Annotated in this window: 10 protein-coding genes; 7 read left to right on the top strand and 3 right to left on the bottom strand. The window is 66.0% G+C overall.

Annotated features, from left to right (window positions below; all coding sequences use genetic code 11):
* Positions 1-88: 88 nt before the first annotated feature.
* Both KZX42_RS14085 and KZX42_RS14080 read right to left on the bottom strand, forming a co-directional pair.
* Positions 89-1,165 (bottom strand): site-specific DNA-methyltransferase, encoded by a 1,077-nt coding sequence (locus tag KZX42_RS14085; protein WP_248120262.1) that lies wholly within the window; start codon positions 1,163-1,165, stop codon positions 89-91.
* Between the two features lie 124 nt (positions 1,166-1,289).
* Positions 1,290-3,377, bottom strand: coding sequence for a catalase (locus tag KZX42_RS14080; RefSeq protein ID WP_248120260.1), 2,088 nt, complete (start codon positions 3,375-3,377; stop codon positions 1,290-1,292).
* A 170-nt stretch (positions 3,378-3,547) separates the two neighbouring features.
* Here KZX42_RS14080 and murC point away from each other — a divergent pair, with 170 nt between their 5' ends.
* Complete coding sequence (murC, locus tag KZX42_RS14075) at positions 3,548-4,963, top strand: UDP-N-acetylmuramate--L-alanine ligase (RefSeq protein WP_248120258.1); 1,416 nt, start codon at positions 3,548-3,550, stop codon at positions 4,961-4,963.
* Here the strand turns inward: murC and KZX42_RS14070 are convergent.
* Entirely contained in the window at positions 4,960-5,637 is a 678-nt protein-coding gene (locus KZX42_RS14070) for a hypothetical protein (protein WP_248120256.1), read from the bottom strand. The genes murC and KZX42_RS14070 overlap by 4 nt on opposite strands.
* A 93-nt stretch (positions 5,638-5,730) precedes the next feature.
* Here KZX42_RS14070 and murB point away from each other — a divergent pair, with 93 nt between their 5' ends.
* The 6 genes from murB (at position 5,731) to KZX42_RS14040 (ending at position 13,079) form a co-directional block, all read left to right on the top strand.
* Complete coding sequence (gene murB, locus KZX42_RS14065) at positions 5,731-6,645, top strand: UDP-N-acetylmuramate dehydrogenase (RefSeq protein WP_248120254.1); 915 nt, start codon at positions 5,731-5,733, stop codon at positions 6,643-6,645.
* Positions 6,646-6,705: 60 nt separating this feature from the next.
* Entirely contained in the window at positions 6,706-7,986 is a 1,281-nt protein-coding gene (locus KZX42_RS14060) for a hypothetical protein (RefSeq protein WP_248120252.1), read from the top strand.
* A gap of 68 nt (positions 7,987-8,054) precedes the next feature.
* On the top strand, positions 8,055-8,996 hold the full coding sequence (locus tag KZX42_RS14055) for a D-alanine--D-alanine ligase (RefSeq protein ID WP_248120250.1): 942 nt from the start codon (positions 8,055-8,057) through the stop codon (positions 8,994-8,996).
* Positions 8,984-9,871: a cell division protein FtsQ/DivIB gene (locus tag KZX42_RS14050; RefSeq protein ID WP_248120248.1), complete on the top strand. Its 888-nt coding sequence runs from the start codon at positions 8,984-8,986 to the stop codon at positions 9,869-9,871. The genes KZX42_RS14055 and KZX42_RS14050 overlap by 13 nt, the downstream gene beginning before the upstream one ends.
* A 13-nt stretch (positions 9,872-9,884) precedes the next feature.
* On the top strand, positions 9,885-11,219 hold the full coding sequence (gene ftsA, locus KZX42_RS14045; RefSeq protein ID WP_248120246.1) for a cell division protein FtsA: 1,335 nt from the start codon (positions 9,885-9,887) through the stop codon (positions 11,217-11,219).
* A 228-nt stretch (positions 11,220-11,447) separates the two neighbouring features.
* On the top strand, positions 11,448-13,079 hold the full coding sequence (locus tag KZX42_RS14040) for a TonB-dependent receptor plug domain-containing protein (protein WP_248120244.1): 1,632 nt from the start codon (positions 11,448-11,450) through the stop codon (positions 13,077-13,079).
* Positions 13,080-13,189 lie beyond the last annotated feature (110 nt).

Below are 13,189 nucleotides of genomic sequence, written 5' to 3'. Positions count from 1 at the left end.
GAAGCTGAACTCTGATCTCTGTGCGAAATCGTACCCCGGTCCGCTAAGTGCTTGATGTGATTGTCGCGACGACGTGCCGCATCAGGGATCACATCGCCGCGCGCACCTCGGACCTCAGGGCGTCGATGGATTTCAGCCCCTGATCGGTTTTGAAGCGCCAATAGGTCCAGCCGTTGCAAGCCGGCGCATTCTCCAACAGGGCGCCCAGCTTGTGGATCGACCCGGTCAATGAGCCGTGGACCAGCGACCCGTCGGCGCGCACGCGCGCCTCACGCTCGCCCTTGGGGCAATACAGGCGGTCGCCGGGCTGCAGCAGGCCGGCCTCGACCAGGGCGCCGAACGGCACCTTCGGCTCGGCGCGCTTGGAGCCGGTGACGACCAGATCCTCGGCGCTTGCGGGAATGACGGCGGCGATGCGGGTGGCGGCGACGTCGGCATAGGTCTCGTCGCGCTCAATGCCGATATAGTGGCGGCCGAGACGTTTGGCGGCGGCGCCGGTGGTGCCTGTGCCGAAGAAGGGGTCCAGAATCACGTCGCCAGGGCGGGTGGCCGATAGCAGGACACGATGCAGCAGGGCCTCGGGCTTTTGCGTGGGATGGGCCTTCTTGCCGTCCGCGTCCTTGATCCGCTCCTCGCCCGTGCACAGGGCGAAGGTCCAGTCGGACCGCATCTGGGTGTCTTCGTTGAAGGCCTTCAGGGCGTCGTAGTTGAAGGTGTAGCGTTTCTGATCACGCGACTTGGCGGCCCAGATCAGGGTCTCGTGGGCGTTGGTGAAGCGCGTGCCTTTGAAGTTCGGCATCGGGTTGGACTTGCGCCAGATGATGTCGTTCAGCACCCAGAACCCCAGGTCCTGGATCGCCGATCCCAGGCGGAAGACATTGTGATAGCTGCCGATCACCCAGATCGAGCCTTCCGGTTTCAGAACGCGGCGGCATTCCGCCAGCCAGGCGCGGGTGAAGGCGTCGTATTCGGCGAAGCTGGCGAACTTGTCCCAGTCGTCGTCGACCGCATCGACCTTGGAATTGTCGGGACGCAGCAGGTCGCCGCCTAGCTGCAGATTATAGGGCGGGTCGGCGAAGACCATGTCGACCGAGGCGTCGGGCAGGCTCTTCAGCACCTCGATGCAGTCGCCACGGTGAATGACGTCGGTCTTCGGATCGGACATGGAAACGCGGCCCCGGAACAAACAGAGCCGTCATGGTGAATCCTTACGGTTAAGGCAGTGTTGAAATCCGCCCGCACCCGTCATCCTCGCTCTTGCGAGAGAGGATGACGGGTGCGACGGCGCTTCACGCCAGTATGCGGACCTTCGGTTCGCGATCCCATTGGCGGGTGCGGGCGGGCGCGAGGAAGCCGTCGGCGTTCTCTGACAGGTCGATCACGCCCGCGTCCGGGTCGACCCCTGCCTTGTCCAGCAGCGGCTGGGCCTCTGACGTGAATCCAACCGCCTTCAGATGGCCGAAGGCGTCCTTGACGAAATCGACCGCCCCGCCCTCCTTCATCAGCATCGCGCATCCTTCGTCGGACAACACGACCGCCACGGCGTCGAACAGGACCGACGGACTGCCGGCCAGTTGACCATCGGCGGGCAGGGTCTTTCCGCCCTTCAGCTCGGCGCCGCCGATCTTGGGCGCGACGATGAAGACCGAGCCGCCATCGCCCTCGACCGCCGCCCGCACCGCATCGACCACCGCGCCGTCAGAGCCGTCCGCGATCAGGATCGCGACCTTCCGGCCCTTCAAGGTTTCAGGATATTTGCCGACGATGCGAAGCGCGGGCGAGGCGTCCAGATCGATGGGCGCGACGCCGGGCTCGGACGCCTCTGGCAGCGGCAGGTTCAGACCGTCCGCCACACGCCGGGCCAGGGTCTGATCCACATTCTGCAGATTGGCCAGAATACGCTCGCGCACGTGGGGCAGGGAGACCTTGGACAGTTCGAACACGATGGCGCTGGCCAGGTGGGCCTGTTCGATCTCGGTTTGGGAGCGGAAGAACAGCCGCGCCTGGCTGTAGTGGTCGGCGAAGGTCTCGGCGCGCAGCCGGACCTTCTCGCCCTCGACCGGAACGCGGCCGGTGCGGAAGCCGCCTTTCGGGTCCTCGCGCGGGCCGCCGTCCTCGCCCGCCTGGGCCAGGCTGTTGGGCTCATAGTTGGCGCGGCCCTTGGGCACGGCCATCTGCATATGGCCGTCGCGCTGGAAGTTCTGGAAGGGGCAGCCCTTGGCCTGGTTGATCGGGATCTGATGGAAGTTGACCGTGCCCAGGCGCGACAGCTGGGTGTCCTGATAGGAGAACAGCCGCCCCTGCAGGAGCGGATCCTCGGAGAAGTCGATGCCCGGCACGATATTGGTCGGCAGGAAGGCCGCCTGTTCGGTCTCGGCGAAGAAGTTGTCGGGGTTGCGGTCCAGCACCATGCGGCCGATCACGCGGATCGGATGGTCTTCTTCCGGGACCAGTTTGGTGGCGTCCAGAATGTCGAAGGGCAGGGCGTCGGCCTGTTCCTGGCTGAACAACTGCACGCCGAACTCCCATTCGGGGAAGTCGCCTTGCTCGATGGCCTCATACAGGTCGCGACGGTGGTAGTCGGGGTCGGCGCCGGCGATCTTGACCGCCTCGTCCCAGCAGGTGGACTGAGTTCCCAGCTTGGGCCGCCAGTGGAATTTGACCAGCGTCGCTTCGCCCTCGGCGTTCAGCAGGCGGAAGGTGTTCACGCCGAACCCCTCCATCATCCTCAGACTGCGGGGGATGCCCCGATCCGACATGGCCCACATGACCATGTGCATGCTCTCGGGCATCAGGCCGATGAAGTCCCAGAATGTGTCGTGCGCGCTGGCTGCCTGGGGATAGCCCTTGTCCGCCTCCATCTTCACCGAATGGATCAGGTCCGGGAACTTGATCGCGTCCTGGATGAAGAAGACCGGGATGTTGTTGCCGACCAGATCCCAGTTGCCTTCGGACGTATAGAATTTGACGGCGAACCCTCGCACGTCGCGCGGCGTATCCACCGAGCCCGCACCGCCGGCGACGGTCGAGAAGCGGGTGAACAGTTCGGTCTTCTTGCCGACCTCGATCAGGATCTTGGCGGTGGTGAAGTCCGATAGGCTGTCGGTCAGTTCGAAGAAGCCGTGGGCGGCCGAGCCACGCGCATGGACGATCCGCTCGGGGATGCGCTCATGGTCGAAATGCTGGATTTTCTCGCGGAGGATGAAGTCCTCCAGCAGGGTCGAGCCGCGCGGCCCGGCCTTGAGCGAGTTCTGATTGTCGCTGATCGGCGCGCCGTGATTGGTGGTGGTGCGGGTCTCGGGCGTGGCGGCGGTCTGGTGCAACTCGCCACCAGCGCCCAGCGTGGACGTCGGCGCGCGCGCAGGGGTCTTGGCCATCTGAAAACCTTTTGGGAAGCCGGCGACCACGGGGCGTGGCGCGCATCACCCTGCTAACGCTATGGGTTTGGGATGGTTCTGTGCGAGAGCGCACAGGCCGACCGCAGAAAAGTTATCTCCGCACGCGGCGCACCCTTCGCAGGACGCAAGGCGGCGTTTATGACGCGACGATGATCGCACGCCTTCGCCCCGTTCCGTTCGACCTCGGTCCCGTCCACTTCGTCGGCATAGGCGGCATCGGCATGAGCGGCATCGCCGAGATCATGCTGAAGATCGGCTATTCGGTTCAGGGCTCGGACGCCAAGGCCAGCGCCAACACCGAACGGCTGGAACATCTGGGCGCCAGGATTTTCATCGGTCACGACGCCGCCCATGTGGGCGAGGGCGTGTCGGCAGTGGTCTATTCCACGGCGGTCAAGGCCGAGAATCCCGAGATGAAGGCGGCCCGGGAGCGTCGCATCCCCTTGGTCCGCCGCGCCGAGATGCTGGCCGAGCTGATGCGGCTGCAGTTCTCCATCGCGGTCGGCGGCACGCACGGCAAAACCACGACGACCTCGATGGTGGCGACCCTGCTGGACGCGGCGGGCCTGGACCCCACGGTGGTCAACGGCGGCATCATCAACGCCTATGGCACGAACGCCAAGGTGGGCGACGGCGACTGGATCGTGGTCGAGGCGGACGAGTCTGACGGCAGCTTCCTGCGCCTGAAGTCGACGGTGGCCATCGTAACCAACATCGACCCCGAACATCTGGATCACTACGGCGACTTCGACGCGGTGCGTAAGGCGTTCGTGGACTTCGTGGAGAACATTCCCTTCTACGGTTTCGCCGCCGTCTGCCTGGACCATCCAGAGGTCCAGAAGCTGGTCGCGTCGATCGATAACCGTCGGATCGTGACCTATGGGACCAACCCCCAGGCCATGGTGCGGGCCGACAACTGCCAGATGGGACCGGATGGCGCCCGGTTTGACGTCGTGATCCAGAATGGCGAAACGCACCGGATCGAAGGGCTGCATCTGCCCATGGCGGGCTGGCACAATGTCTCCAACGCCCTGGCCGCCATCGCCGTGGCGCGTGAGCTGGACGTCTCGGACGACGCGATCCGCACGGGCTTGGCCGGATTCGGCGGCGTCAAGCGCCGTTTCACCACCACCGGCGTCGTGAATGGGGTGCGCATCGTGGACGACTATGGCCACCACCCGGTCGAGATCGCCGCCGTGCTGAAGGCCGCGCGTCAGGTGGCCGAGGGGCGCGTGATCGCCGTGGTTCAGCCGCACCGCTACACCCGCCTGCGCGACCTGATGGACGAGTTTTCGACCAGCTTCTCGGACGCCGACAGCGTGATCGTCGCCGACGTCTATCCGGCCGGCGAACAGCCGATCGACGGGGTGGACAAGCACGCCTTGACAGACGGCGTGCGGCGCTATGGCCACCGTCAGGTCCAGGCGCTGGAGAACGCCGCCGTCCTGCCCCGCCTGATCAAGGACGAGGCGGTGGCCGGCGATGTGGTCGTCCTGCTGGGCGCGGGCGACATCACCAGTTGGGCCTACGCCCTGCCGGCGCAGTTGGAGGCCCTGGGCGGCTAAAGGAAGCTCAGGATCAGGTTTCCGGCGAAGAAGGCCAGGAAGCCCGTCATGACGTAGGCGGTCGCGAAGCTGAACAGCCACTCCTGTTTCGCCTGAAGCCTCAGCGCTTCGGTCTCATCGGCAAGGCCGGCGTTCAGTCGCCGACTGTCACGCTCCACCAAGGGGGCGAGGAGGGCGAAGCTGATGGCCATCGGCAGGAATATCACGATCAAGGTCGCCAGGCTCGTGAAAGAGGCGCGGCCTGCGCTGAACCTGTCCAGAAAGGCCGTCAGCCCTTCCTGACGCCCGATCGGCGCATAGGCGGCGATCAGCGACAGAACGCCGACGGCATAGAGCGCAACATAAAGAAGGCGCTGCTTCGTCGTCTTGGCGGCGGCCGGGGGAGGGGCGGTCGGCTCCGATCCGAAGGCGGGGATCGGCTCGCCCCTCGAATAGGCGCCCGTCTCGCGTCGGCGGCGGATATGCCAGAACCAGCGATAGACGGCCGCGTGCAGGATCGGCAGCCCGACCGTCGCCAGCAGGACGACCAAAATGAGGTTCAGCGCCGCCTCAGCCGTCATCGCGACTGGCGTATAGGTGTTGATCGCGAAGACGACACCGATCCAGCCAAACAGGATGACCGCCGTCACGCCCATGCCGAGCGCGATGATGGCGAAGGCGTTCCTGATCTTCATGACGCCACCCTAGGCGACGCGCCAGCGACGTGACCAGTTGGATTTGAAGACAGGTGTCTTCCGCATCGTCCCCGCTGGCGTTATCGGGTCGGAATGACCTTGCAACACGATCTTCCGCCGGTTCGCGGCAAGCTGCTGCCGAACGAACCGCTGGCGCCCTACACCTGGTTCCGCGTCGGCGGCGCGGCCGAGGCCTTGTTCATCCCGGCGGACGCCGACGATCTGTCGGACTTTCTGAAGGCGCTGAATCCCGCCGTTCCGGTGACGGTGCTGGGCGTCGGCTCCAACGTCATCGTGCGCGACGGCGGGGTTAAGGGGGTGGTGATCCGTCTAGCCGGCCGCGCCTGGGGCCAGGTGACGACCGACGGCCTGACGATCACGGCCGGCGCCGGGGCGCTGGACGCCATGGTGGCGCGTGCGGCGGCCAAGGCGGGGATCGCCGGGCTGGAGTTCTATGCCGGCATTCCCGGCGCGGTCGGCGGCGCCCTGACGATGAACGCGGGTTGCTACGGCGCGGAGACCAAGGACGTGCTGGTCTCGGCCTGGGGCCTGAACCGCCAGGGGCAGCGGGTCGACTACGCCCTGGCCGACTTCGGCTACACCTATCGCCATTCCCAGGCGCCGATCGACATCATCTGGGTGGAGGCGACCTATCGCGGCACCGCCGATGCCCCCGACGCCGTGGCGGCCCGGATCGCCGAAATCACCAGCCGTCGCGAAACGACCCAGCCGATCCGCGAAAAGACCGGCGGCTCCACCTTCAAGAACCCGCCAGGCCATTCGTCGTGGAAGCTGGTGGACGAGGCGGGCTGGCGCGGCAGGCTGCACGCCGTGACAGGCGGCGGCGCCAAGTTCAGCGAGTTGCACTCCAACTTCATGATCAACCCGGGCGAGGCCACCGCGGCCGACATCGAGAGTCTGGGCGAGGCCGTCCGCGCCGACGTGCTGAAAAAGACCGGCGTCCAACTGGACTGGGAGATCAAACGGATTGGGCGCGCTCTGTCGTAAATCTGAGGTTGCGCGAAAAAACGCCGCGTCCTAGAGGCGGATTCTCGGGGGAGAATCCAGATGAAGCGTATCGCAATCGCAGCCGGCCTGTTGGTTATGGCCGCAGAGCCGGTCCAGGCCCAGATCGTCACACGCGCGGCCGCGATGGGGGCTGAGCGCATCGACCTGACGCGGTCCAGCGCCGGCTACACCTATTTCAACCGCTCGGGCGCCGATCTGGCGCAGCACGACGAGGCCCTGCGCGCCTGCATGGTCGAGGCGGGAAGGATGCGCCAGCCGGACGACAACGGCGCCGCCGGTGCGGCGGCGGCCGGCGGATTGCTGGGCGCATTGGTGGTCGGCGTCATCCAGGGCGCGGTGAACGGCATGCAGGAGCGCCGGGGCGTCGCGGCCAATATGGAAAACTGCATGGTCGTGAACGGCTGGCGCGTGGTGCGGCTGGACGAGGCCGAGGGCAAGACGCTGGATGCGATGGAGCAGCCGGCCCTTCACGACGCCCTGACCGATCGCGTGGGCGCCGCTACGCCGGCAGGCCAGATCGTTCGCGTTTATGACAATGACGCCGTGCGTGGCGATACGGTGGTGATCGGTCGGGCGGGCGATCTGGACAAGGTGTCCTTGAGCCTGCAGGCCCTGCCGCCGTCCGACGCCGCGCCCGCGCCGTCGCGCCGAGGCCCCCAGGCTCCGCGCACCGCCCGTCCGCCCCGCGCCCTGAAACCGGAAGAGGTTGCGATCAAACCGGGCGACGCCCTGGTGACGGTGCGTCTGACCGGCATGGCCGAACAGGGCGGACGGACCCTGATCTTCAGCCGCCAGGGACCGGCGCCGGATATCCAGCCGTGGGAGAACGACGGCCGCCCAGCGCTGTTCGCCGTCACCCTGCCGACGCGCGGCGCGGCCCGGGGCGATCGCACCCGCGCCGTGACCCAGACCTTCGCCGTTCCGCCCGGCCGCTGGCGGCTGAGCGCTATCAATGTCGGCCAGCACATCACCCACTTCTGCCTGGGCGCGTCAGGGTTCGAGGCGCGGGAAGGGGAGGCGGTCTATGCTGGGGCGTTTGACCTGTCGGGCGAGCAGATGCGCCCCGACATGACCCTTCTCGACGACCTGTTCGCGCCCACGTCGCCCGCCGCCGTCGCCGGCCTGCGGCACCGCGCCGCCGATTGGACCTATGGCGACCGGCAGCCGTGCGAAGGCGCCTATCTCTATGCGCTGGACCTGCGCCCTGCCGCTCCGGCTGCGGAGTCGATCGAGGTGACGCCATCGCCTTCCACGCAAGCCGTCGCGGTCAAGGAGGTTGAACCGGCCCCGGAAACCGTCCCGACGTCCACACTTCAATGACCTCATGAGGGTTTGGTTGACGGGCTGTTAACGACCTGCGCGGCATCCAGACTGTTCTGGAGCCGCCCATGACCCGCCCCTTCCAATCTCTTCACGTCGCCGTCCTGATGGGCGGTCTGTCCGCCGAGCGCGAGGTGTCGCTGTCTTCGGGGGAACAGTGCGCCCAGGCGCTGGAGCGGCAGGGCGTGCGGGTCAGCCGCGTGGACGCCGGGCGCGACCTGGCCAATGTGCTGTCCGGCCTGATCAAACCCGACGTGGTGCTGAATTGCCTGCACGGCGCCTGGGGCGAGGACGGCTGCGTCCAGGGCGTGCTGGAGACGCTGAAGATTCCCTACACCCATTCCGGCGTGCTCGCCTCGGCCCTGGCGATGGACAAGGACAAGTCCAAGGCCGTGCTGCGGATGGCCGGCGTCAAGGTTCCAGGCGGCGGCCTGTATGATCGCCACGAGGTCGCCAGTCGCCACGTCATCGAGCCGCCCTATGTGGTCAAGCCGAACGCCGAGGGGTCTTCGGTCGGCGTGTTTCTGGTCCGCGAGGGGGCGAACCGCCCGGTCGCCGAGGTGGGCGAGCCGGACTGGGCCTATGGCGAGCAGGTGGTGGTCGAACCCTATATTCCGGGCAAGGAATTGTGCGTCACCGTGATCGGCGAGGCGGCCGGACCGCGCGCCCTGACCGTGACCGACATAACCCCGACCAAGGGCTTCTATGACTACGAGGCCAAATACGCGCCGGGAGGGTCGGTCCACGTCCTGCCGGCCGTCTTGCCGGCCCATGTGTTCGAGGCGGCGCTGCGTCAGGCCGAACTGGCCCATACGGCGATGGGTTGCCGAGGCGTTTCGCGGTCCGACTTCCGTTATGACGATGTTAAGGACGATCTGGTCCTGTTGGAGGTCAACACTCAGCCCGGCATGACCCCGACCTCGCTCGCGCCCGAGCAGGCCGCCTATGCCGGAATGACCTATGACGATCTGGTTCGGTGGATGGTGGAGGACGCCTCATGCCCGCGGTAGTTCGCGGCGGTCGGCGACAGGGTTCGGGCCAAGCGCCAGGACGCGGCGCGGCGCCCAGGAACGGCGGGCGCTCGCGCGGCGGCGCCCAGAACGCCTCGGCCATTCCGGGCAAGATGGCCGCCATCGGCCGTGTCGATATCTCTCCCCGCACCGCGGTCATCGCCCTGGGGGCTGGCGCCCTGTTGCTGGTCGGGGTGCTGGCGACCGGGGCGCGCGCCGAACGGATCGGCGCCTCTGTCTCGCATGGCGTCGACAGTCTGACCTCCGGCATGGGGCTGACGCTGAAGCGCGTGCATGTCACCGGCGCCTCGGCCGAAGCTGAGCCGGCCATCCGGCAGGCGCTGGGTCTGTATTCCGGCCAGCCGATCACCAGTCTGAAGCTCGAAGCCATCCGCGACCGCGTTCAGGGCGTGGGATGGGTCAAGTCGGCGCGCATCGTGCGCCTGCTGCCCGACACCCTGATCGTCGAGGTCAAGGAGCATGACCGCCTGGCCGTCTGGCAGGAAGCGGGACAGATCAAGGTCATCGACGCGCGAGGCCAGGTGATCACGGGCGCCGACGCCCGACGCTATCCCACCCTTCCGCTGGTGGTGGGCAAGGGGGCCGATGTCGCGGCGGGGGAAATTTTGCCGCTTCTGGCCCAGCGCCCGCGCCTGATGAACAAGATCGACGCCCTCGTCCGCGTGGACGAGCGCCGCTGGGACCTTCGGCTCAAGGACGGCAGCCTGATCCAGCTGCCCGCTACGGAACAGGAGGCGGCGCTGATCCGCCTCGATGCGCTGGATCAGCGCGAACGCCTGCTCGACCTGGGTTTCGCCCGGGTCGACCTCAGAACCCCGGACGAGGTCGCGGTGCGACCGACCGGCGATGCTTAAGGACCGGGACCAGATGTCGGGAAAGCCGCGCGCAGCCAATGACCAGGGTCGGGGCATGGACCCCCGCGCCGGACGCGCGCCCGTTATCGCCGCTTTGGATATCGGTCAGTCCAAGGTCTCATGCTTCATCATGAAGCCCGACGGCGTGCGTCACGCCGACCGCACCATCCGTGTCGCGGGCGCCAGCCACGTCCAGTCCAAGGGCGTCAGGGGCGGGGCCATCATCAATATGGACGAGGCCGCACAGGCCATCGGCCACGCCGTCGAACGCGCCGAACGCGCGGCCCAGAGCCCGGTCTCCGGCGTGGTCGTGACAACCGCCATCGGCCAGATGGCCAGCCACCGGGTCCAGGCCCGCGTATCCCTGGGCGCCAATCCGGTCGGGGACGCCGATCTGGCGCGCGCCATCGGCATGGCCCTGGCGCAGATTCGCCTGCCCAACCGCCGCCCGATCCATGTGCTGCCGATCGGTTGGTCGGTCGACGGCGCACGCGGGGTGCATGATCCGCGCTCGATGCGTGGGGGCTCGTTGGGACTGGACCTCCTGGTGGTGTCGATGGCCGAGAACGTCTTCACGACCCTGAGCCATTGCCTGGAATTGGCGCATCTGGACCTGCAAGGCGTCGCCGCCGCCCCCGTCGTCTCGTCCCTGGCCGCGCTGGAAGAGGACGAGATGGATCTGGGCGCCGTCTGCATCGACATGGGCGGCGGTTCCACCAGCGCCGCGGTCTGGGGCGGCCGCTCCCTGCTGCATATCGAAAGCCTCAATGTTGGCGGCGACCATGTCACCTCCGACATCGCGCGCGGCCTGTCGACGTCCAAGGCCGGCGCAGAGCGGCTGAAGACCCTGCACGGCTCGGCCATGGCCAGCGCCAACGAGGACCGCGAAATGCTGGAGGCCCCGCCGCGCGGCGAGGAAGCCTCCGCCGGCCCCGTCATCGTGCCCCGCGCCATGCTGAAGACCGTGATCGCCCCGCGCGTCGAGGAAACCCTCGAACTGCTCCGTGATCGTCTGAAAAACGCCGGCGTCGGCCTGGAGCCCGGCGCGGGCCTGGTCCTGACCGGCGGCGCCAGCCAGTTGAACGGCGTGCGCGAGCTGGCCGTCCGCGTCTTCGACCGCCCCGTCCGCCTCGGAAAACCCCAACGGGCGCCACATTTGGCCGACGCCGCCTCCGGCCCCGCCTTCTGCGCCACCGCCGGCGTCCTCCTCCGCGCCGCCTACGGTCCTCGCGAAGCGGTCTCGGCTCGCAAGCTAATGGCGCGCCAGATCACGGCGGCGGACGCCCCGAAAATCCACCGTGGCAACGTCGTCGGGCGTGTGGCTGGCTGGTTGCGGGATAATCTTTAAAAACTCAGATTTCCCGTTTGGGCACAGGCCAGCGCCTCACTTAGAGCGCTAACTCTGCTCGCCTGCAGCTTAAATAACTGTGTCCTGGCCGTAACATAAATGACTTGGGTCGGCCCGATTTGAGACACAATGGTTGCTTCAGAGCCATAATTCGCTAGACGGATGGGTTCTAAGCCGTCGAACGTTGCGACTCGGCGGGGCAAGTTTTGTATTTAGTGGGGGCTATCCATGATGAAGCTGAAGCGTAATTATCTATTCGGGTCGACGATCCTGGCGGGGGTCGTGGCCATATCGGCTCCAGCATGGGCTCAGGCTCAGAACGCCGAACAGACGAGCGCGACGCAGGTTGATGAAATCGTCGTCACGGGGTCGCGTATCCGTCGTGACCCCACGACCGCGCCGACGCCGCTGATTCAGGTCGCGCGCGAAGAGCTCCTGAGTGCAGGACAGAATACGGTCATCGACTATCTGGCGCAGATTCCCGCGCTTTCGAACTCGCAGGTTCCCTCTGATAACACGGGCACCAGCCTTAATGCAGGCGGCTTGGCGATCGCCAACTTGCGCGCCCTCGGAAACTCGCGGACCCTTACCCTGGTTGACGGTCGTCGCCATGTGGGCTCTCAGCAAGGCACGCTGAGCGTTTCAGTCAACACCATTCCCCGCCTGCTGATCCAGAACATCGAGATCATCACCGGCGGCGCCTCCTCGGTATATGGCGCCGACGCCGTCGCCGGCGTTGTTAACTTCCAGCTTCGTAAAGATTTCGAAGGACTGGAAATCGACTCCAGCTATGCGCGGATCACTGAAAAAGGCCGTAACGATCAGTATCGCATCTCGGCCTTGATCGGTCAGAACTTCTTCGACAACCGATTGAATGTGTACGGCTTCGGCGAATACGAGCGTATCCCGCAGGTCGACAGCATGGACCTCAAGTGGATCGCGCGCGGCACGGCGCTGGTGGGCGTGGACGCGGATCCGATCACTGCCTCCATCGGCCCGGCGATCGACGGCGTTTACGACAACATGCTGTTTTCCGGTCTATACCGCCTGGATCGCCCGCGGTGGGGATCGACCACGCTTGCGAACGCACAGCAGCCCAGCCCCACGAGCAACCCGAATGTGCCTCAAGCCAACTGCACCGGCGTAACGGCAGCGGCGTGCTATAGTGTCGATCCGGCAAAGACTTGGTGGTTTGACGGGACGACCGCACGTTTGGCCAACTTCGGTCAACGGATTGGCAACACCGGGTCAAACCGCCCACTCAATATCGGCGGTGATGGTGAGCCGATCGGTACGTTCAGTCAGGACGACCGTCTGCCACGTACAGACGCCTACCGTTTCCAAGTCGGTTCAAACTTCAAGGTTACCAACGAGATCTCGGCCTATGCCGAGGCCAAGTACACGCGTGAGGACACCTATGCGGTTGGACAGCCGACGTTCTTCGACTTCTATCTGAGCGACTCTATTTATGGAGCTGGCGCCGCGCCGGTCACATATCTGTCTAGCGGCGCTCCCAGCAATCAAAGCCATGGTCTACGTGTTTCCGACAACGCATTCATACCTGCTGCGCTGAAGGCGGCGATTGCGGGGAATACTGTCACAAACTACGGCGCGCCCACGCTGAACGCTCCCGGGCAAGCCCAGGCCGCCACGGCTGCGCCATGGGCTCGCCACACAATGTTTGGTCCCAATCGCGATCAAACTAACGAGCGCGAGTTGCAGCGCTATGTCATTGGCTTCAAGGGCGATCACGGCGACATCGGTTTCGTCAAGAATGTCTCGTGGGACCTCGGCTATACCTATGGTCGAATGGATAATCTGAACAATGAGCGCGGCGTAGATGTTGTCGAGACCACCTAACGCTGGCTCAGAACCAGCTTAAGTGGCGCAGAATCTGCACTTGGTATGGTTGACATACGTCGTTCGCCCGCTGCCGGGCACGATCGGCCGCTCCTGACCCATCGCGGACG

Source organism: Brevundimonas sp. EYE_349 (assembly GCF_023147505.1).
Lineage (GTDB): Bacteria > Pseudomonadota > Alphaproteobacteria > Caulobacterales > Caulobacteraceae > Brevundimonas.
This window is presented reverse-complemented; position numbering and strand designations above follow the sequence as displayed.